We start from the raw sequence: 21891 nt of genomic DNA, 5'->3' as shown, positions 1-21891 counted from the left end.
ATTCTGAAAAAGAGGGAATATTCCTAGTTGGAATACAAGTTCCATTGACAAAAAATCCATAGCATAGCAACAGGTCCCAAAGCATTCGCTTTGGAACCCGTTGTTTGGTGTATTGAGTATGTAAAAGAGAGAGACTAGAACCGATCCATCTTACTTTACAATGCGGATAGCCTGCATCTGGCCCGTCTTGCGATTCTTCAGGTAGTAGACACCTGAAGAGGTCACCCTGGGAGATTCGCGCAGCATTTCCCCGGCAGCTTCAAAGCCGTAGCCGCTAATGACACCCATACGAACACCCATCGGATCGATCACGAAGTAGTGCTGGAGACTGTTGTCAAGCTGCAAATTCGGCTGCACGAACTGGGGTTCTTCCGGATCAGAAGCAATCGGTTCAGGGTCTGTAGCATCTTTACCCTTCACGAAGGTGAAGTAGTCAATATCGAACCAGTCGCCGGTCACATCCATGCGGAGAATGTGCTTACCAGCCGGGAGAGTCACATTGGCAGAGACCTTGTTGTAGTCGTCGTAGTTTTCTTCGCCGGACTTCGCCGCAGGAACAGAAATCTTTTCGGTGAGAGCCGTTCCATCCAAGGACATCTGGAAGCTAGAAGTATTGTTTGCAGAGGCCACGGCGGCAAAGAAGGTGTAGTCACCCGCTTCAGCCACATTGATGGTGTATTCGAGCCAGTCGCCGGTCTGGTTGTAGCCCACGACAATGCGGTCGCCGCTCTTCTTGTACAGGTCTACGCCCGTATCCTTGCGGTAGTCGGAATCGCCATGGTTTTCAGAATCATCGCCGTAGGACTGGTTGCTCGTACCGTCTTCGTTCTTGCCCTTGCCCGGAACATCGAAATCTTCGGCCTGAATCTTGCCCGGGACAGCGAAGGCTTCGCCCTTGAACGGGAGCTGCGGTTCAGGCGGGACCGGAGTCAGGTCACCTGTCGGAAGGCCCGTCTCGTTGACGCCCTTGTTCTTGGAGAGATAGTCCTTCAACCATGTCATAGCGGTACGGTCCTGACCGTTCCTGATAAGACCGGAACAACCATTCGCCTTTCCATTACAATCCAACCATGTCTGACCATAAATATAGCCCCAGAAGGTGATTCCCGCCACATGCGGATCTTCCATCCAGTACTTGAACTGTTCACTGACGCACTGTTTCTGAATACCATCGTCGGTACTCGGGACATCGTATTCAGAAATAAAGATGGGGATATTGTTCGTCCTGCTATGGATTTTTTCCATAGTGCTCGTGAAGGTATTGTAATTCATGCAGTCGCCACCACCACCGGTGCCGCCACCATTACCACCATTGGTCATCAAGTCGTGAGCCTGCAAGCCGTAACCATCGATGGGGGCCCCATTCTTCTTGATCGTATTGACAAGATTGATGCCACCGTCAACATCCCACTGGATGGTGTTGTAATCGTTATAAATGAGAATTGCATTCGGCCAACGATCACGGGCCATCTTGAAGGCCGTCGTAATAAAGGCGTAGTCACCATTGTTGTCGCCACCGAGAGCCTGGATAATCTTGGTATTGTTGTAACCCGAATGATAATTGCCGTTTCCACCACGAATAGCCTCGTTCACCACGTCGATCATCTCGAGATCCGGATAACGTTCCTTGACCGCGTCGAACCAAGCCGTAATCGCCTTCTTGGTCTCGTCAACACTCAGGCCAGGAAGCCAGCTCGGGTACTGGGAGCCCCAAACCAGGGCATGGAACTTGAAATGCCCGCCATTGTTTTTTGCCCAGTTGTAGGCAGCATCGCAGCCACCCCAGTTGTAGCGGCCGCGGGTACCTTCGACAGAGCCCCACTTACAGCCGTTTTCGGCGGTAGCCTGGTTCCACAGCTTAGTATACTGGTCATTAGCACCAGGAGCAGTGTTGGACTGAATAATATTTCCTACGAATTTTGCAGCACCATCGGCAAGACCCGGGCCTGCAAAAGAGAAAGTTGACGCCGCGAGAGCAAGCATCAAAGCCTTTGTAGTTGTAGAAAGAGGCTTTTTCATACCACACATCCTTTTTTTTGTTTTTGATGGTTTCATCCCAAAAACCATTATAAATCTATTCCCAAAAAAGGCCGTTTTTTCACCATCAGAAGAGATTGTCATGGACAATATGTCCATAGGCGGCAATCCCACCACAAAACGCTTTTTACACGGAAATGTGTAAGAATTTTGTTGATTTTGGTAAAGATTTATTTAAAAGTATTGCAAAATCGCAATAAATGTGTAAATTTATTCTTGATTTGGATGTTTTAGGGAAATTAAAAAAAGGAGATTACGCATGAGGAATCGCAGATTATCCTGCATCGCCGGCATGGCATTGCTTGGAATGTTGAGCAGCCAGGCCTTTGGCTGGAGCATAGACGGGATTGTAAAATCCAAGATTTCCGGTCGCCTGCTCGGCGGAGTTAAAATCAACACCTTTAACTTCGGGGGCTACGAAACCATCAGCGCCGAAGACGGAACGTTTCACCTGAGCGGCGAAGGCAGCACCGGCATTATCACCAATACATACACAGCAAATATCGCCCTCCACATGGATGGCAACACGCTCACCATTTACAATGCAGACGCCAACAACCTCAAGGTGTCCATCATTGACGCCATGGGTAAGGTTCTCAAGCAAAACAACGTCGGGCATGTCCAGGGCATAGTCACTCTCGACCTGGGCAAGCTCGCCCGCGGCGCAAAATTCATCCGCATCAACGCCGACCACAACAACAGCACCTTCCAGGTGACCGACAAGGGTGTCAGAGCTCTCAAAAAAGAAGGCGACCTGTTGCCGATGCTCCAATTTGCTATGGATGGCTACGCAAACAAGGTTTACCAAATGCAGAGCGAAACCGAGACCGGCGTGACCATCGAGATGGAAAGACCCTCGAGCTCCAGCTCAGGCGGCACTGACCCGTTTGTATCTTCGTCGTCCAACACCTCGATCACATCTTCCAGCAGCAAGACCATAGACGACACACCGGTGGATTGCACAGGCAAGACCTATGCCGCTGGCGACCACAACATGAGCGTGAACGTCGACGGCAAGAACCGTACATTCATCATGCATGTTCCTAGCACCTACACGGGCGATAAGCCGGTCCCCCTGTTCGTGGACTACCACCCGATTGGCGGGAACGGCGCTGGCCAGGAAAGAGACACGAAGTACAAGCAGTATACGGACAAGGAAGGTGTAATCGCCCTGTACCCGGACGGTACGACAAACCATGTCGGAAGAATGGCCGGAAGCGCCGGTTGGAACGTGGGGCCCTGCTGCTCAGACGATGACGACGTCAAGTTCTCTCGCGAAATGATCAAGTTCGTCGAAACCAAGGTCTGCATCGACAAGAAGCGCGTGTATGCGGCCGGATTCTCTATGGGGGGCGGCATGAGCAACCACGTGGCCTGCAACATGGCCGACATATACGCAGCCGTCGCACCTGCCGGAATGGACTTGAACAAGGACAACAGCGCAAAGTGCAGCCCGGCCCGTCCGATTTCCATCATCATGTTCCGCGGAACCACCGACTTCATCTGCAAGTACCAAGGCGGCGATAGCGGCTTTGAAGATGGATTGAACTTCCTCGGAGCCGAAAACAACTTCAAGTTCTGGGCCGAAAAGAACGGCTGCACAGGATCCCCGACCACCAACTCTGACGGCTGCAAGGAATACTCCACCTGCCGTGACGGTGTGAAAGTCGTGCTCTGCACCGACAAGAATGCCGACGGAAACGGCAACGGACATGACCAGGGCAACGCCAAGATCGGCTGGCCGTTCCTGAAGTCCTTCACGCTTCCGTAACCAACGAATCTCTCTCACAAAAGTCTTAGTACTCCTAAGAAAAACCAAACAACCCCATACACCAGGAAACCCACCGCAAGCGGTGGGTTTCTTTGTAGCTTATACTCGGCGAGAGCAATCAGCGAACTTGAATGCGGAAGGCTGTGCCAGCCCTGGACTTGACCAGGTAGGTGCCGGAACGCTTGACTGCGGCAGAGACTCGCTGCTCCAAACTTTCAGCGTCCGTTGCCGTCAAGGTCGCCATCAGACGCCCCTGCATATCAAAAACATGGTATTCGCACGATTTCGGAGAAAGGCGAAGCCCGGCAGGGATTTTCATCGTGGACGCCGCAGGATCTGCGAAGGAGAGCCAGTCGATATTGACATAGTTGCCCACAATTTCGAGTTTGAGCACATGCTCGCCCGCCGCGAGGTTCACCTTGCCCGCGTCAAAGACCGTATAAGTCTCCCAGTCGACCCCCTGCGGGAACGAGACGCCATCCAAGGCGAGCTGATCGTCGACATAGAGCTTGACACCTGTATTCTCCGATGAAGTCGCGTAGCGGATAGAAAGGTCGTAATCCATAGCGCTGTCGACATTCACCGTGTATTCGAGCCATTCACCTTCCTGCGTGTAGCCGATAGCGTAGCCTTCGTCCGCCTTCACGATATCGACGGCGTCTTCACGGTACTCGCCGCCCTTGTTGTCGTCGTCCTTGTCAAGGTATGCCTTGCCGGAGCCGCCCACATCATAGTTCTCGACCTCGACCTTGCCCGGAATCTTCGCGGCCACATCCTTGTAGGGAGCCTGCGGAATAATCGGGGTCACATAGACGCGGTAACCATACTTGGTGTTCTTGATGTTCACCGGGACCGTGATTTTACCATCGGCGACATCGTACTCCTTGCTGGATTCGAGCGTGGTAGAAGGGACCGCCTTGTCCTTGTCTTCCCACACGACATATTCCACATCGACATTCACCTTTTTGCCGAACGCTTCCGGAATGCCCGAAATGTTCACGCTCACATCGCCCAAAGTGTTTCCGCCGAGCACGATGCTTGCAAAGCCCTTCTTCTTGTCAAGGGCGGCAAAGCCGTCTACGCCGTCGCTTTTGTCGTTGGGGGGCACAACCTTTGCCATGTAGCCGCTCATATCGCCGTACCACTTGTACAGCCACCAGCCGCCACCGCGTTCGTTATCCTTGGTGAGAAGGCTTCCCAAGCGACCCGGCAGCGGTACGAACCACCAAGAAATCATGGCGCTTTCGACACCGTGACGTTCGAACTTGGCGATAAACGGAACAGACAGACCAGGGCAGCCTTCTTCGGTATGTTCCGTTGAAGAATATTCGTTGATGCTCAGCGGACGCGGCTTGACATTGTATTTCTTTTCGAGATTGCGGTAGGTTTCGACAGAGCCCACAAAGCCACCGCTACCCCACTGGTGCCAGCTGACCACGTCGGGCATGCAATTGTTTTGCGAGCAGTACTTCACGAATTCTTCCATCTTGGAACCGTGATAAAAGGAATAAGATGGACCGATGATTTTCGCACCTGGGTCGAGTTGGCGGATCAAGTCGTAGGTCTGTTTCCAGAGACCGGAATTGAAGTCGATACTCGATTTCCAGGTGTCATTCGGTTCATTCCAGATTTCGTAGCCGTCAAAGTTCTTGTTGTTCGAGGCAAGCTTGTCCTTGATGACAGAAGTCACTTCCTGCTTCCAGTGGTCCATATTCTGGAACTTGTACGGCCATCCAGGCAGAACATCCGCAAGGCGAATTTGGATTTTGGCACCGATGCTTTCGACACGGGGGGCCACGAGGAACGCCCCACCAATTCCCTGCTGGCGACCGCTACCGCTGCGGGCCGGAGAAAGGAACACGTTCGGTTTGAGCGGAGCGACATCTTTTTCGATATTACTCGGAAGCGTCTCGGTCAGGCCGTAAAGTGATCCTGTTGCCACATGTGTGACAGGCTTGATGCTATCGCCCAGGCTTACATTCAGGTTTACCGCCGCAATAACGCTAACCGGTAAGAAAAATAGCGGAAAAACCGACTTGAAGTTCATAATGACCATCCCTTGTGCAAACGCACACTTTTACCAATTTAAAGATACACCCAAAAAATTCCTTTTTTCAGATCCTTCATAAAACACTTTTGTCAAAACTTCAATAGCAAACCCTTCTTGTAAAACGCCCCGGCCAAAGCCGGGGCGTTCATGCATGGGGTGTGGAGTTTCTTAGCGCACGTTGATGCGGAAAGTCTTGCCGGACTTGGAGCGCACTAGGTAAGTGCCGGAGCGGTTCACGGCAGCAGCCGTTTTCGCCTGCAGGTCTTCGATGCCCACGGTCGTAAACCTGGCTACGAGACGCCCCTGCATATCGAACACGTTGTAGCTGCGCGGCGCATACGAATCCGGTGTCCTGAAGACGAGCGGCTTTACCGCGTCTGTACCATTAGGATCCTTGTCTGCCGTTTCTGCGACATCCTTTTCGGGCTGGTTCTCGTAAATCTTGTCACCCGGGTATGCCGCAGGCGCCAAGTCGTTCCAGCCAAAGTTCCTGAAGCCGAGCAAGGAGTATTCGGTCGGGTCATTCAGCTGTTTACGAATCGGGGCAATGCGGAACTTGTGGGAGTACTCGCGGTTTGCGTTCAGGCGGTAGGCATTGAGAGGTTCAGCACCCCAAGAGTTGATGCCACCGAGGCCCATCTGGTGCAAGTCCACGCGGAGCGTAATATCCTTGTCGCGCTTGAGTTCCCACGGAAGCTTTACGTTGGTAAGCTGTTCGGGGGTGTAATGCTGCGCGTTGAATTCCAGGCGCGGGTTGCCCACGATCATGAGTCCCTTGCCGTCGTTGTTGGTGAGGGTCGCCCACTTGACGTCGGTGCGCTGGCCAGTTTCGCCGATTTCCATGTACATGACCGTCATCGAATCCACGAGCGTCGAGTAGATGCCCATGAAGCTTCCGCGATTACGGCCCATATAGTTTTCGTCGGGGCCGCGTCCAAACCAGCGGACTTTTTCGTAGCCCTGCGGCACCGTAAAGAGCGTACCTACATTCGGGAGATAGCTCTTGGAGCCGTCCGGATTGAAGGTGTATTCCACCACGATATCGCCGCTGCCGTAAACGAAGTAGGTCAGCTTCATCTTGGAGCTACCCACATCGGGGAAGCTGAAATTGAAGGTCACCTGGGTTTCGTTAGCGGAGACTTCCTTGACTTCGGAGGACACGTTGCGTTTCTGGCTCGCCTTGCGCCATTCGCCGTGGCCCTTTTCCATATTGAAGCCCTTGTCGTTATCGGTCGGTGCACGCCAGAAGTTCGGAATGCCGCCGTTCTTGATGATGGTATCGCCATCGAGCACGTAGCTTGCAAGCGTTCCCGCATTTTCGTCGAAGCGAATCTTGAAATCCTTGCCTTCGAGCGTGAGTTCGCCGCTGCCCTTAATCACCCTGTGGGTTCCTACGGTGCTGATATCCACTTCGGTGGACCAGAGCTGACCCAAGTTGATACCGAACTGTTCGTGACCGACGCTATGGCCCGCCTTAGCCCAAAGTTCGTCGTTCTTCAAGCGGAAATCGATATCCAGGAAGTATTCGGCGCCGATCTTGGTTTCGATTTTCGGCATCTCGATAGTCACTTCCTTTTTCTGGTTCGGGCCAATGTTCATCTGCGAACCATTCAGCTTACCTCCGTTGATGACCTTGCCATCTTCCCTAATTTGCCAGTAAGCATCGAGGAAATCGCCCAGGTTCTTGAAGAGGTAACGGTTTTCAATTTCAATCTTGCCCTTTGCCGCATCAACATTTTTTACGCGAAGCTGGCTGTATTGATACTTGATTTCCCACATTTCGGGCTGGATCTTTCTATCCGGGAACACGAGGCCGTTCGCGCAGAAGTTGTCGTCGTTCTGCCAGTCGCCCCACATGCCGCCGAATTCCCAATACGGGGTTCCCTTGTGGTGCAGGCCCTGGTCGATAAAGTCCCAAATGAAGCCGCCGAAAGCGCGCGGGTTGCCGTAGAAGGCGTCCATGTATTCCTGCAGGTCGCCCACGGAGTTACCCATGGCGTGTTCGTATTCGCAGAGCATCACGGGCTTGTTCGCATCCTTGTAACCGGCGATGTAGTCGTAGCCCCAGTACATCTGGCTTGTCACATCGGCATTGTTGTTGTCGCCTTCGTAATGCACGTAACGGGTAGAGTCAATCTGGTGGGCGCGTTCGCGTTCAGAGGCAAACACGTTACCGTTACCGGCTTCGTTCCCCAAAGACCACAAGATAATGCAGGGGTGGTTCTTGTCACGCTGCACCATGGTATTCAAGCGGTCTACCACCGGGGCGCGCCAATCGTCGCTATTTTTCGGAAGTTCGCTGTTGGCGCCGTGGCTTTCCACATTCGCCTCGTCAATCACGTAGATACCGTACTTGTCGCAAAGATCGTACATCACCGGATTGTTCGGGTAATGCGACATACGGAGCGCGTTGATGTTGAAACGCTTCATCAAGATGATGTCCTGTTCCATGCGCTCGTAGGTCACAGCGCGGCCGTTATCCGGGTCGAGTTCGTGGCGGTTCACGCCGTGGAATTTTACCGGCATGCCGTTTACAAACAGACGCGGAGCCCCGTTGTCCTTCTTGATTTCAATTTTTCTAAAGCCAATTTTATTACTCTCGACCTGGATTATCTTGCCGCTACCGTCCTTGATGGCAAGCACTGCGGTATACAGGTTCGGAGTTTCGGCAGACCAGCGGTCCGGTTTTGTAATCGGCAATTCAAAGTGCACGCTCTTTTCGCCCTTCGAGCCGATGCCAGAAACCTTCTGTGCCGACGGGGAAATGACTTCGGTTCCTTTGTCGTTGTACAGGGAAAGTTCTATGGTATAGTCTCCCGAGGCAGAGCCCGTAGAGTTATAAATCCACGCCGTCGTTTTCAGCAAACCGTCGGTATAATTGTTGGTAAGAGTCGCATCGATCTGGAAATCCTGTATGTGCACTTCGGGCACGGCGTAAATATACACATCGCGCATGATACCCGAAAGGCGGATAAAGTCCTGGTCTTCAAGCCAGGAACCGTCGCACCAGCGGAAAACCTGCACCGAAACATTGTTTTCACCCTTGCGCAGGTACTTGTTGATGTCGAATTCGTGACCGGTAAAGGAATCTTCGGCGTAGCCGACATAGTTGCCGTTCACCCATACATAGTAAGCGGATTCCACACCTTCAAAATGCAGGCGGATACGCTTGCCGGCCCACTTTTCGGGGACGGTAAAATTGCGGCGGTAATGACCCACCGGGTTAAAGTCAGTTGGAGCGTAAGGTGCAGAAACGCGGTTGTTCTGCGACCACGGATAAATCACATTGGTATAAATCGGATGGTCGTAACCCAGCAGCTGCCAAGAAGACGGCACCGGAATTTCGTCCCAGCCGGAGACATCGTAGTTGTCCTTGTAAAAGTCGTTATTGCGCTGGGCGGGTTTGTCGACGTGGTAGAATTTCCACTTGCCCGAAAGGCTCTGGTACCATTCAGAAGCGTGGCGGTCGCCCTTCACGGCTTCCTTGACCGTCGTATACGGCATGGATGTCACATGCGGAGTCAGCGCATTCACCGCAAAAATACGCGGCTTGCCATTCCACTCGTCATTGGGTTGCGCACTTGCGGAAGTCGCAAATGCGGCAAATAACGCTGCGCACGAAACAGCAGACGAAACCAAGAAGTTTTTCATAACAACCTCACTTAATCATCCACACCAATAAAAAAATATCTTTTATACAACAAAAAAGAACTCCCCCTAGGGAGTTCTCATTGACAAGTTGTCAACGCTTGTTTACTTCACTTGCACGCGGAGAGTCTTGTTCAGACCGACGAAGCGCAAAATGTACATGCCGTTTGCAAACCCAGCATTTTTAAGGGTTGCGGCCATGTTCGCGCCCGTATTTTCGACGCGTCCGAGGAACTTACCCGTCACACCGAACACATTGAATGACGCACTCGCATGCGGTTCCATGTGCACGGTGCGAGAAATCGCCATATTCGGATTATTCGGATCGGTAAACTGAATCCAGTCCACGTTCAAGTAACCGCCGGTAATCAAGAGTTTGAGCACATGTTCGCCCTTCTTGAGATCCACGGAACCCACGTCTATTACCTTGTACGTAGTCCATACACTATCGACCTTCGGGGCAACAACCGATTCCGTGATTTCCTTGTCGTCAATGAACAGCTGCAGCGCTGATGTTTCGAAGGCGGTCGCTACATTTGCCGTGATATCGTACTTGGCGTCAGCGGCGACATTGATGGTGTATTCGACCCATTCGTTTTCTTGCGTGTAACCGATGGCATAACCCGTGCAGGCCGCGTCCCCGCACTTGGAATCGCTAATGTCCACCACGTCGACTTCGTCTTCGCGGTAGACCTTGCCCTGGTTTTCGCGGTCATTGTCGTAGAAGGCCTTGTTGTGGCCGCCTTCGTCGTAGTTTTCAGCCTCGATCTTGCCCGGAACCGTAGCGGCAGTGCCCTTGTAAGGCGTCTGCGGAACAGCAGTCTTTTCGCTTTCCATGTACCAGTAGTCGAAATCGAACCCGCCCTGCTTTACCACAAAGAACAGATCGTCGACGCCAGCAGCATCGGTCACATCGAAGGTATGTTCTTCCCAAGCAGAACTTGAAGGGATATCCATGGATGCAAGGAGAGCGCCGTTTTCGGAACCGGCATGGAGTTCAAGCTTACCGCCGTTACCCCTGGTGCAAACGATAATGCGGTCGGCACCGTCGCCCATGTCCACAGAGCGCACCTTGGTGTAGAATCCACTGTTCATCTTGGTGAGGAAAACATTGCCATATTCAGCACCGACATGCTCGATGATGGTGTAGCCGCCCGACGTATTGACAGTCATGCCGCCCACCCAGGCCTTGGTTTCGGCTTCCACGCGCACGAACGGGTCAAGGTTCTTGATAGGTTTTACGACGCCATTGTTGGTGGCGCGGATAGTGGGAATGGTACCGTCGGCATTCCAGGTGAATTCCTCGATGGCGGTAGAACGGCTGTAGCCGCCGCCCTTCACGTTCTTCTGGTTATGGTAGAAGAAGAAGCTGCGACCCTTAAAGTCGACAATGCCGGAGTGGACGGTGAACGCGGCACCCGGTTCGCTACTCGGCATAATGACGCCCTTGTAAGTCCAGGGGCCCGTCGGAGAATCGCTCCAGGAATAGTCAATGGATTCTGGAATGCCACCGGCAGCGTAAATCACGTAATACTTCTTGCCGCGCTTGTGAATCCACGGGCCTTCGGTATACTTGCCGTTAAAGGTGCTCATATCGGAGACCTTGATTTCGCTTGCGCATTCAATCATGTTCTCCTTGAGGGGGCAGTAATAGAGCTTCGGGTTACCCCAGTAGAGCCATGCCTGTCCATCGTCGTCAATAAACACGGTGGGGTCGATGTAGTCCCAGTTGGGGCCCGCCAGGTGCTTGCCGTTCAAGGCATCCTTGAAGGGGCCTTCCTTCTTGTCGGACACAGCTACGTTGACGGCGCGGCCGCCGCGGGTAGATTCCACGGTCACGTAATAATAGTACTTGTCATTGCGGCGAATGCATTGAGAAGCCCAGTCGCCGTTTTTCTTGGCAGAACCGTTAAAGTCACCCGCTTCCAAAATAAGGGTGTTCATGTCGGTCCAGTTCACCATATCCGTGGTGCAGGATACGCGCCAGCCATGCATCGTGAAGAAGCTACCGCCCTCATCGTTGCCGGAATAGGTGCAAAGCGTATCGCCGAACACGACAGGCGCCGGGTCCGGAGAATAATATGTCTGGATAAGCGGATTTTCGGCCATTGCCTGCGTGCAAAGCCCGAAACCAACCAAGGCGACAGCCGCCTTAATACCCTTCGCAAACATCATATAACATCCCTTTACGCCCCCACCGGAGCGATTTTTATAACTCACCCTTCTAAAATTAGCCCCGAAAAAGAGTAAAACTCCACGCAAAAAGGCATTTCGCGTGGACAAGTTATCAATATGCCTTGATTTTGAGCGTTTTTTGCAGGTTACCGCTCTTGACAACCGCAATGTAGATCCCTTGCAGCAGGAGGGCTTCAAAGCAGTCCAAACCAACGAACCAAACACAAATTATTGATTTCTTGTCAACGGGACTCAAAAAAATTGCCGTTTTTCTTTGACAAAACCCCCGGTCAAGTCGATAATACAATTAGTATGGCAGACCTTATCGGAACAATCATTGTAGGCGGAATAATACTCGCCATCGCTATTGCGGTCATTGTCGTGGCAGCAAAAATCTTCATGATGCTGCTACCCGTTGCACTCGTTATCGCCGGCTTGGCTTTTGTCTGTTGGCTCTTTACAGACCACGGGCCCGACATGCCACGGAAAATACATTCCGAGAAAGTCCTAGAACAAAAAGTGGAACGATACCGAAACGAGCTACAAAAAGACATTCACGAGGAAATCTACAACGTGACGCGGCAAAAGCCCGGCGTAAATCTCAGGACACTCCGCCCGGAGCTAGACACCGCCATACTGATTGTTGCCGCAGCATATCACGAAGCGCTCAATGACGACGACTTCACGCCCCTCATCACCAGCGCCGATGACTATGAAGGTCATACAGAAAAATCGGCCCACTACTCCGGTGCCGCTGTCGATTTTCGCATCAAGGATGTAGGCAATCTTGCCAGACGCAAACAAGTCGCCGCCTATGTTTCAGAACAGCTAGGCAAGCGATTCACCGTACTCCACGAAGACATCGGCAAGGCGAACGAACACCTGCATATACAGCTCCGCAGCGGAAGCTACAACAAAAACGAAACATGGAGATAATCCCCCAAAAAAAACGATAATACAGTGTTGCCAACAAGAGGTTTCAGTACTTACATTTTTCAAGATGGAAGCGAACGAGTATTCCGAAGAAGAAACTGGCGACATTGATTTTTAACGCAGGAGACAACCGCCTATGACATCCATGATGCAGCAGGTTATCGCATGGTTCGGCTGGGGAAATGGCATCGGGGCACTGGCAGGAATCAGCTCCATTTTGACCTTAGTCGCCATTATCGCCCCCGTGATTGCAGGGTTGGTACTTTTTGGGCTGGAACGCCTGCAGATTGAGCTTTTGAAGACGCTCAACCACGACTTCGCCTATTTCTTTGTCAACTTCGTCACCTTCCCTGGAACATTCGTGCATGAGATGTCGCACCTCTGCTTTGCAGTCATCACCGGCGCCGAAGTCAATGAAATCTGCATGTTCGAAAACGACGGCGAAAGACTCGGGCACATCAGCTACTGCCCCCGCGGCCCATGGTTCATTCAAGCAATGCAGCACACCTTAACCAGCGTCGCCCCGACAATTGTCGGGTTCACCCTCGGATTCATACTGCTCCGCGTCATCTGGGCGGGCGGCCATACCGTATGGGGCTATATCGGGCTCTGGTATCTGGTCATTTCGCTCATAGACCATTCCACCATGAGCGACTCCGATTTAGAAGGCTATTTCCAGGGCGTGTGGATTTTCATTCTGCCGCTGTTCATTTTCTTCTTGGTTCTCGGACTACTCGCCTAGTCCTATCACATAACACCAGCCAATCAATGCCGAGGCTACCCTCGGCACATATAGGAGCTATACCATGAAACTTATCCTCTCGGCCATCAAGAGCACCCTGACAAACGTCTGGTTCTACGCTTTCTGGGGCCTAGTCGGCTTGATCGTCGGCAGTTTTGTCGGCTACATATTCCTCTCCATCAGCATAGACGAAGAAGAAGCTGGCAAAAAAGTCATCGCCGACGTCGTCGGGCGCTGCCCCGACAACTACATGCCCTGGGAAATCACCGAATACATGATGCCCATTCTCACAAAACGCGACGGCGATTCGACCCTGGTCTTCGAAAAACAGATCCGACGCGGTTGCCGCCTTTTCTTGACAGGGGACGAAACTCCCGAAAAAATCCGGGAACTGACGAGCAACGACCCCGTCGTAGACACAATCTACCACACAACGGTTATCGGCTCCGTGAACATGAACACCCAAAGGCTCGCTTTCTCCGATACAACCTACTGGACAAAGGTCCGCGAGAAATGCCCCGCAGACACCACAAAAAATTCCAACTAAAAAAGCGGGTTACAGACCCGCTTTTTTGCTTAAGGCATCTCCGAACCAGCCCCTAGCAATTCAGACGTCGTTACTTTACCTGCACGCGGAGCGTCTTGCCGGGGCCACGCACCAGGTAGATTCCCTTAGCAAAGCCCGCCTCCTTCAGGGTTTCGGTGAGCGAAATCCCCGCGCGGTATTCGACGCGACCAAAGAGCCGTCCATTTGCGCCGTAAACCTTGAGTGAGCGATCTGCACTAGGCATAAAGTTCACATTGTAAGTGACATGCCTAATGCCCGTAAGTTCATCCTTGGTGAGAGCAAACTGCATCCAGTCGACATTCGTGTAGCTTCCCGTGAAGAGGATTCGCAGCACATGGTCGCCCTTTTCGAGTTCAACAGTTTCACCTTCCACATCGCCGTAGGTATTCCAATCTTCGGTTTGCGGCACCGCAATCGTGTCGGAAATCGCCTTGCCGTCGAGGAACAGGCGGAAACTTCCCCCTTCAAGTCCATTAGCCACATGAGCGCGGAACACGTACTTGCTCGCAAGAATCACATTCACGCTGTATTCAAGCCATTCGCCTGCCTGCGTATAACCAACGGCATAGCCCTTGCAATCCTGGGTAGCGGCAGAGTCGGAGCATTCCACACCGACAACATCCACGCCATCTTCGCGGTAGACTTTACCTTCGTTCACGAAGTCCTTGTCGTTGAACGAGACGCTCTGTCCGCCTTCATCGTAGTCTTCGGCCTGAACGGCACCCGGAATGCTGAACTGCACCTTGTAGGGGGCCTGCGCCACAGTGTTGCTGAAGTCTGCCAAAGGAATTTCCTTGATGTCACGGATGTAGCGGAATTCCTTCTCGATACCGGCATTATTCACGACATTTTCGCTGTAGTAGTTACCATCCTGTTGCAACGTATTCTGGCCGGCCTGGTTTTGGCCCACGCCCGAGGGAGAATTCTTGAACACGTTCTCTTTCACGGTAAAGCCGCTGGAGCCTTCGTCCAGGTAGATGGGCACATTCCAGTAGTCGGCCCACTTGGAGGTTCCGTTATCGTGAATGTAGTTGTGCTGGATTTCGCTACCGGTACCCTGGTTCGAGAGCGTGTAAATCGGGCCCGAGTCACAAAGCAGGCGGGCAATGTGGTGAATCTCGTTCCAGTTCACATGGTTATTGGTCATGGCAGTCTGATCCTTTGTCCAGCCAAAGCCAATGGAAATGCCGGAGTAATACGTGTAAGAGACTTCGTTGTGTTCAATCACCACATAGCGCGGGTAACCTGCGCCAATACCTACGGCCCCCTGATGCTCATTCGTCACGTTGGTGATCAGGTTGTTCTTGACCGTGTCGCGGGTGCTGATTTCGTCCTTGTCACTCGGGTTGTAGGCGATATGGATTTCGGTCGTAGAGTCCTGATAGAACTTGCCAAGCATAATGCCCGCAGCACCGATTTCGAAGAAGGCGTTGCCCTGAATCATGTCGTCGTTGGTACCAGAGACAAAGTCCAGGCCCGTGGCCGCAATTTGCGAGAACACGTTACCCTGCACCAAAAAATGATGGGCATTTTCTACGCGGAACGCCGCATCGGGGCGCCACAGCAAATACTTGTTACTGTTCAGCTTTTCCCAGTTTCCGCGACCCGGATCCGGAAGGACATCCACGTTGAAGTTTGCCGCCTGCAAATCCAAGAAGCCCTCTTCGCTCGGGCGAGTATAGTTGGAATGGGCAAAGGTCAGGCCTTCGAAAGACATATAGCCCACCTTGTTCTTGGTATCTTTACCCAAGACGCTGAACAAAGTATTGAGGCGGGGTGCAACCACGTGGGCAGTCGCCATGCTTTCGCCTTCACGGGGCTTGTAATAAAGCGTTTGATTCTTTTCGTCCAGGTACCATTCACCCGGAGCGTCAATCAAGTCGTAGGAGTTTTCCAGATAAAAGACCTGCTGCTTGGGCGGATTGCTCATGAAGGCGGTACCGAGCATCGGGTATGCGCGATGGAACAGCTTGGTGCGTTCAGGATCCTTGGGAATGAGCTTTGCGGTACCACCGTTCACCTGGGCTTTTTCAAGACGCAGGATGTTTTCGGACCAGGCGATCATCAGATGGATTTCGACATCTTCGATGTTCTTGATATTCTTGATGTAGTCGGCGGAGACATCGAAGGCGCGGCCCGTAGAGTCCACCTTCGTGAGGCGCACGAAATCGTGGTCAAAGCCGCCGTTACCCTTTTCGTTTGCTGCAATCACATTGGGGAAGCATGCGCGAACGGCCTTACGGTTGTTCACGTAAAGCTGGCGAAAACGGCCTTCGACGCCTTCGGCTTTCCAAATGTTGTTCGCTTCGTCGTGCAGAGTCCAGCCGGTAATCTGCATACCGCCGGTAATCAGCGGGCGTTCACCTTCAGCGGCCTTGTAACGCACGTAGTGACCGTCCTTGCCGCCATCGGCTTCCGTGAAATTGACCGTAGACGGAAGCACATAGGTGCCCTCGCGAAGAATGACTTCGATGTCGCCCGTCATGGAGCCGTTAATGGCGCGCACGGCCTTTTGGGCCTGCGTAATCGTCTTGAAGGGAGCTTCTTTAGTACCCGCGGCTGCATCGTTGCCCGAGGGGGCCACATAGAAGGTTGCCTGCGTCGCGGCAAGAGACATGCCCGACATCACCAAACAGAAGGACAGTAACGACTTCGTTCCCATAATTTCCTCTTTTTCCCGTTTTTACACCAAGGGGGAATCCCTATCCCGAAAATTACCATTTGCATGTAAAAAAAGAACCCCCTTTAAGGGAGTTCTCGTTGACAACTTATCAATGGTTTACTTGATGCGGTGTCCGGTCAAGTCGAAGCGCATGCCGTTCCTTTCGACAAACAGCTGGCCGCCCTGCTTGCGGAGGCGCGGGGCCGAAGTCTTGGTAACGGATGCGGGCATGATTTCACGGATTCCCGTAGTCGCCTCGCAGGCCTCGCCTTCGCAGAACTTGAGCCAGTCCACGTTCACGTAACTACCCGCAATGGCAAGTTTCAGGATGTGTTCGCCCGCAGTAAGGTTCGCGACACCGACATCGACTTCCTTATACACATTCCATGTGGTATCGACCTTCTCGAAAGTCACCGTATCGCCAATCGCCTCACCATCGACAAACAGTTGGATTTTCGAGGTCTCGGACGCGGTCGCCACGTTCGCGCGGATTGCATACTTGCCGCTTGCAGCGACCTTCACGCTGTATTCGAGCCACTCGCCCGCTTCGGTGTACCCGACGGCATAGCCCTTGCAGGCAGAGTCGTTGCAGGTCGCGCCATCGAGGGTAACGACATCTACGGCATCTTCGCGGTAGGTCTCGCCCTTGTTGGCAGCATCCTTGTCATAGAAACTGAAGCGGTTGCCGCCCTTATCATAATTTTCGGCTTCGATTACGCCCGGAATCGCCGCAGGTTCGCCGTTATACGTCTCGCGCACGAGCGGAGTCGTCTCGACCGTATCGGCCCAGGCCATCTTCATGCGGTCTACGCCCGACTGGTTCACGATTTCAAGCTTGATGTTAGCGCCTTCACCGGTGCGCTTAGTCATGCTGTACCAGTCACCATCGCGCAGGCCCGGCCAGTAGAAACTGCCCATTTCCCATTCGCGCAACTGATCGCTCATGCCACGGATGTAAGCCATGAAGTAGTTTGTCGGGGTGGAATTGTAGTCCATGTAGTCGTAATGCACGCCGGCCTTGTCGCCGGGAGCCATCGCGCCGCCCCATTCCGTACACACGGTGCGGTCGGCGTACTTGCCCACCTTGCCCTTGAAGCTGTTCTTCCAGCCCTGCTCGGTGGTGATGCTCATGTTCCAGAAGGTGTATTCGTGCACCGCGAAAAGGCAACCCTCGAAACGCGGGTCGTCGGCAATGTCGGGCACGTTCTGCGCCATGCCGGAGCCGTCCAGCAGAATGTGGTCGCGCGGTACATCCGGGAATTTATCGAGCCATTGGGCATAAAGGTCGCGCAGTTGGCTCTTGTTGTACATGTGCGGTTCGTTGAAAATTTCAAAGTAGGCATTCGGGTGGTCGCCGTATTTTTCGACGATTCTCGCCCACATGCTCCACCAGTCGTCCATGTTCTTGGGGCCGGAGGGCTGTGCAGGGCCCCAGTAACCCATCACGATACGGCCCTTGGAAAGGCCCATGTCGATAACGCCCGTGTAGGTATCCCAGAACTTGAGAACCGTGGGTTCGTTCACCGGAATTCGCACGCTGTTGGTACCGAACAGTTCCTGGAACTGCCCGATAACGCGGTCCGCCACTACGGATGCAGACTGGTAATTGTCCGAAAGGCTCATGCCCGAAAGCACAAGCACGTCAGACACGAAATTGTCACGCTTGTCCGCCCAGTTTACGCCACGAAACTGGCTCGTGACGGCGAAGGAACTTGCCGCTAGCGCCAAAACAGAAGCCAATAGAACTCTTGTCTTCATACAATCATCCTCATATCACCAATTAAAAAAATACCTCTAAAAAATACGGAATGGAACCCTCTTCGTTGCCATTTGCGTGGACAAGATGTCAACGACAAACACAATCTGACCAACCTGTTCAAGCAGAGAGATCCTCCCCGTTCCGAGGATTGTGGGCACATAAGCAATAAATTGCAAGTGCCCACTAACCGCTCTGCGCGGGGATGACAATTCCTGTTAACGGTCTTTGCGGAATATCGTGCTGGCGAAACTATATCCATCGCGCTGAATCTTGAGGATATACATGCCATTTTTCATGTCACCAATCCCGATACTGAAGCTGGACTGCCCCGCCGGTAGCGCCTCGGTTTTTACCAGACGGCCGTTCATCGCATAGATTCTCGCAGTGAGGCCCTGCGAAAGCAACGCTCCGGAGGCAATCTGCAGTTCGTCGCCCATCACGCGCGCCTTCAAGTCGGGGCGTGCAGGCATTCTCGCGGGTGCGGCAATCGTCGGCACGGTATCCTGCACTTCGGGCTTCGGCTTGTTGCGGAGCAATCGCACGCCATAGATGCCACCCACCATGCCGGAAGTCGCCGTAAACGAGATGCGCACAATCTTCTTGCCCTTCACCATATTGTCCGGAATCGGGTAAATCACGTTCACGAACTCGTTCTTGTTCCAGCGATTCGAAATCGTCTCGGTCGTAAGTTTCTCGCCATCGATATCGATATCGAATATGCGGGTGCAGCCCTCGTTGCCCCAGTAGCGCACCATGAGGCTCAGGGAATCCTCGCTGTTCGTCTCGAATTCATAGCTGATGAGGCCGCCGTCGCCGCCACTGCACTTGCCCGCATCGCGGTAGAATTCCCCATTCGCCGTTCCCGACGTGGAATTCTCGATTTTCATCTTATGGTCCACTTCAGGCTGCTGCTCGCCGGGTGCCACCTTGTCAACCGTCTTCTCGTCAAGCGCGAGGGCCTCTTCCTGTTCCTTTTTCAGGCGTTCCAGAACGGAGGGGTCGGTAAGCACCATCCAGTACATCATGTAGCGGGCATCGTGCACCTCGTAGAACGGCTCCAGCAACAGGTTTGCATCCTTCTTGGCGGCAAACAGATAGGGCGCCTTGAAGTGCAGGGGTTCTCCCTTCACGCTTTCCACCTTCGAGGGGATATCTTCCTTCTTGCTCGCAAGCATGGGGGCCTGATCCAGGGATTCGAGCGCACCCGAGGCAATATGGCTCCAGCGTCCGTCATCGGCAACGAGGCCGTTCAGGTTCGCCGTTCCCGTCTTTGCAGAAAGCACGATGGGGCCATGCATAAGCGCCACGTAGTCGCTCACGCCCGGCAAGTCCTCGGTATGCGTGTACATCGGGTAAAGGACCTCAATCACGTCGCCGGACTTCCAGGACTTACCCGCAGACACATAGCTCGACGGGTCGGACTTCTTCACGACGGTATCGCCGTTCACGATAACCTTGAACTCGCCTTCCTTGACCCAGTACGGGTGGCGAATCTGCATATCGAAATCGCCGCTACCCGTAATCGTGAACTTGGAGGATTCGCCCTTCGGGAAGGCCGTTTCCTGCTTAATTTTCACGCCTTTATCCTTCCAGTTCAAAAGCGAAGCCGCAAACAGGTTTACATACAAACTAGATTTATCCTTAGTGTAGATAAACTGGTTGTACTTCGCGGGGTTCTCCATGCCCGAACCCACACAGCACCACATGCCTGCATTCACCTTGGAATACACGCGGTAATGGCGCGGGCGCGCGGGCGTAAAGTACACGTAGCCGCCATGCTTCGGGTGGATTGTCGAAAGGATATGGTTAAAAAGCGCCCGCTCGTAAAAATCGGCGTAGTGCGCATCGTGCTTCATGTTGAACAGGCGCTCGGTCAGCTTGAGCATGTTGTAGGTGTTGCAAGATTCCGGGCCTTCGCGCTCCTCCACAAACTTCTTGTGGTTATTGAGCGCCGGGAAATGTTCCGAAATGCTGTTGCCGCCAATCGCGATGCTTCTCTTGTTCACGACAGTCTGCCAGAAGAAATCGGAACCCTTCTTGTAGTTCTGATCGCCGGAAAGTTCCGCAATGCGGGCAAAACCCACCACCTTCGGAACCTGCGTATTCGCGTGCACGTTCGTGAGGTTGTCATTGCCCTGCGACATCGGGTTCAAGAGCCATTGGTGAGACCATTTCTTCGCCGCATTCAGGTACTTCTCGTTTTTCGTGAGGTAATACGCATCGGCATAGACTTCGGGCATGCCGCCATGTTCAGTACCGAGCATCTGCTGCATCTTGGAATCGTTCAGGCCGTTCGTGATGGTTATGCCCCAGTCACAGAGCTTGAGGAACATCGTCTTCGCCTGTTCGTAGCCCGCATACACGTATGCATCACGCAAGCCCGCGTAAAGCTTGTGGATGTTGTACCAGGGGACCCAATAGCCATTCTGCGCACCGGCATCGCCGTTCTTCATCTTGAGCCACATCTGCTTCCCGTTCGGCACGCCGCTGATATAGCCCACAAAGTTCGCGTCCTTGGAATTCTGGTCCTGGATGGTCTTGAGCTCGTTCAGGATATACTCCAGACGTTCCTTTATCATGATATCGTCGTTATCTGCATAGTGCATGGCCAAGGCGCTCAGGTAATGGCCCAGCACGTGGCCGTCGAGGCCCGCCCAGTTCGGGAACTTGGATGCCTTCGGGCGCATTCCCGCCTCTTCGTAGAACGGCGCAAGCAGGCGGTCTACATCATAGGCTAGCAGCGTTTCCGCATTCAGGTCTTGACGTTCCTTCAGAACCCCGTCAAGGAGCTGCACATCGCTCAGCGCGAACATGTCGGGGTAAAGCAAATCCTGCGAGAACCCCTGTGAAAACAATCCGCACATCGCAGCGAAGGTAATGGCGGCGAGCCGCTTCGTCTTAATACCAAACATCTTGTACCATCCTTTCCCTATACCATGCATCATCATAAAAATTAGATTCGCGGCACGGCAAAAAACACCCCCTTACACAAAACACTTTTGCTAAAAATTCAAAAGCCCCGATGTAAAAATTTCCAACAAAAAAAACGCCCCGCTATTGCTAGCGAGACGCTTTTTGTTAGGAGGAACTTTTACAAGATCCCCGCCTTCGCGGGGATGACGTTAGCGGAGGCGGTGGCCGGTCAGGTCGAAACGCATGCCGTTCTTCTCGACAAAGAGCGTATTGCCCTTCTTGACAAGGCGCGGCGCAGAGGCATCGCCACGAACGGCAGGCATTACCTGGCGGATTGCATCCGTACCCGGTTCGGTGCTCCCCGGTTCGCTGAACTTTATCCAGTCAATGTCCATCCAGTCGCCGGTAACCGTGAAGCGGAGAATGTGTTCGCCCTCGGTCAGGCTCACTTCGGCTTCAACCGTATTGTATTCGTCGTAGTTTTCTTCACCCGAGGTTGCCGCAGGCACCGCAATTTCTTCGGTGATATCCTTGCCGTCCATGGAGAGCTTGAAGCTAGAAGTGCTGTTCGCAGAAGCCACAGAAGCGTTCATCGTGTAAGTTCCCGTCGAGGCCACCTTCACTGTGTATTCG

General features: G+C 53.1%; 12 protein-coding genes. 4 read left to right on the top strand and 8 right to left on the bottom strand.

The window, feature by feature from the left end; all coding sequences use genetic code 11:
* Positions 1-150: 150 nt before the first annotated feature.
* A complete protein-coding gene (locus ACKI61_RS06055) occupies positions 151-2019 on the bottom strand; it encodes an endo-1,4-beta-xylanase (protein WP_407456866.1) in 1869 nt (622 codons plus the stop codon).
* Between the two features lie 277 nt (positions 2020-2296).
* Here ACKI61_RS06055 and ACKI61_RS06050 point away from each other — a divergent pair, with 277 nt between their 5' ends.
* Positions 2297-3808: a feruloyl esterase gene (locus ACKI61_RS06050; protein ID WP_407456865.1), complete on the top strand. Its 1512-nt coding sequence runs from the start codon at positions 2297-2299 to the stop codon at positions 3806-3808.
* 118 nt (positions 3809-3926) lie between these two features.
* Here ACKI61_RS06050 and ACKI61_RS06045 read toward each other — a convergent pair whose 3' ends face one another.
* The 3 genes from ACKI61_RS06045 to ACKI61_RS06035 all read right to left on the bottom strand — a co-directional run bounded on the left by ACKI61_RS06045 (position 3927) and on the right by ACKI61_RS06035 (position 11681).
* Positions 3927-5855, bottom strand: a complete 1929-nt coding sequence (locus ACKI61_RS06045) for a carbohydrate-binding protein (RefSeq protein ID WP_407456864.1) — start codon at positions 5853-5855, stop codon at positions 3927-3929.
* A gap of 171 nt (positions 5856-6026) precedes the next feature.
* Entirely contained in the window at positions 6027-9509 is a 3483-nt protein-coding gene (locus ACKI61_RS06040) for a glycoside hydrolase family 2 TIM barrel-domain containing protein (RefSeq protein WP_407456863.1), read from the bottom strand.
* A 102-nt stretch (positions 9510-9611) separates the two neighbouring features.
* On the bottom strand, positions 9612-11681 hold the full coding sequence (locus tag ACKI61_RS06035; RefSeq protein ID WP_407456862.1) for a family 43 glycosylhydrolase: 2070 nt from the start codon (positions 11679-11681) through the stop codon (positions 9612-9614).
* 312 nt (positions 11682-11993) lie between these two features.
* On the opposite strand from ACKI61_RS06035, the gene ACKI61_RS06030 reads away from it, so the two are divergent.
* The 3 genes from ACKI61_RS06030 to ACKI61_RS06020 all read left to right on the top strand — a co-directional run bounded on the left by ACKI61_RS06030 (position 11994) and on the right by ACKI61_RS06020 (position 13903).
* On the top strand, positions 11994-12617 hold the full coding sequence (locus ACKI61_RS06030; protein ID WP_407456861.1) for a hypothetical protein: 624 nt from the start codon (positions 11994-11996) through the stop codon (positions 12615-12617).
* 133 nt (positions 12618-12750) lie between these two features.
* Positions 12751-13356, top strand: a complete 606-nt coding sequence (locus ACKI61_RS06025; protein WP_407456860.1) for a hypothetical protein — start codon at positions 12751-12753, stop codon at positions 13354-13356.
* A 64-nt stretch (positions 13357-13420) separates the two neighbouring features.
* Positions 13421-13903 (top strand): hypothetical protein, encoded by a 483-nt coding sequence (locus ACKI61_RS06020; protein ID WP_407456859.1) that lies wholly within the window; start codon positions 13421-13423, stop codon positions 13901-13903.
* Between the two features lie 70 nt (positions 13904-13973).
* Here ACKI61_RS06020 and ACKI61_RS06015 read toward each other — a convergent pair whose 3' ends face one another.
* The 4 genes from ACKI61_RS06015 to ACKI61_RS06000 all read right to left on the bottom strand — a co-directional run.
* The gene (locus ACKI61_RS06015) at positions 13974-16586 is read right to left on the bottom strand and encodes a carbohydrate-binding protein (RefSeq protein WP_407456858.1); all 2613 of its coding nucleotides are present in this window, start codon (positions 16584-16586) and stop codon (positions 13974-13976) included.
* Positions 16587-16703: 117 nt separating this feature from the next.
* Positions 16704-18344, bottom strand: a complete 1641-nt coding sequence (locus tag ACKI61_RS06010) for a carbohydrate-binding protein (protein ID WP_407456857.1) — start codon at positions 18342-18344, stop codon at positions 16704-16706.
* A 216-nt stretch (positions 18345-18560) separates the two neighbouring features.
* On the bottom strand, positions 18561-21257 hold the full coding sequence (locus tag ACKI61_RS06005) for a beta-L-arabinofuranosidase domain-containing protein (protein ID WP_407456856.1): 2697 nt from the start codon (positions 21255-21257) through the stop codon (positions 18561-18563).
* Positions 21258-21467: 210 nt separating this feature from the next.
* The coding region (locus tag ACKI61_RS06000; protein ID WP_407456855.1) for a carbohydrate-binding protein at positions 21468-21891 on the bottom strand (424 nt) is incomplete at its 5' end.

It is taken from the genome of Fibrobacter sp., assembly GCF_045601785.1.
Taxonomy (GTDB): Bacteria; Fibrobacterota; Fibrobacteria; order Fibrobacterales; family Fibrobacteraceae; genus Fibrobacter.
Note: the sequence above shows the minus strand (reverse complement) of the source record. Positions and strands in the feature narration are given on the sequence as shown.

Bases quoted from the DNA above. Each gene is read 5' to 3' on its own strand.
- ACKI61_RS06055 (WP_407456866.1), bottom strand. From the start codon at position 2,019: ATGAAAAAGCCTCTTTCTACAACTACAAAGGCTTTGATGCTTGCTCTC.
- ACKI61_RS06050 (WP_407456865.1), top strand. From the start codon at position 2,297: ATGAGGAATCGCAGATTATCCTGCATCGCCGGCATGGCATTGCTTGGA.
- ACKI61_RS06045 (WP_407456864.1), bottom strand. From the start codon at position 5,855: ATGAACTTCAAGTCGGTTTTTCCGCTATTTTTCTTACCGGTTAGCGTT.
- ACKI61_RS06040 (WP_407456863.1), bottom strand. From the start codon at position 9,509: ATGAAAAACTTCTTGGTTTCGTCTGCTGTTTCGTGCGCAGCGTTATTT.
- ACKI61_RS06035 (WP_407456862.1), bottom strand. From the start codon at position 11,681: ATGATGTTTGCGAAGGGTATTAAGGCGGCTGTCGCCTTGGTTGGTTTC.
- ACKI61_RS06030 (WP_407456861.1), top strand. From the start codon at position 11,994: ATGGCAGACCTTATCGGAACAATCATTGTAGGCGGAATAATACTCGCC.
- ACKI61_RS06025 (WP_407456860.1), top strand. From the start codon at position 12,751: ATGACATCCATGATGCAGCAGGTTATCGCATGGTTCGGCTGGGGAAAT.
- ACKI61_RS06020 (WP_407456859.1), top strand. From the start codon at position 13,421: ATGAAACTTATCCTCTCGGCCATCAAGAGCACCCTGACAAACGTCTGG.
- ACKI61_RS06015 (WP_407456858.1), bottom strand. From the start codon at position 16,586: ATGGGAACGAAGTCGTTACTGTCCTTCTGTTTGGTGATGTCGGGCATG.
- ACKI61_RS06010 (WP_407456857.1), bottom strand. From the start codon at position 18,344: ATGAAGACAAGAGTTCTATTGGCTTCTGTTTTGGCGCTAGCGGCAAGT.
- ACKI61_RS06005 (WP_407456856.1), bottom strand. From the start codon at position 21,257: ATGTTTGGTATTAAGACGAAGCGGCTCGCCGCCATTACCTTCGCTGCG.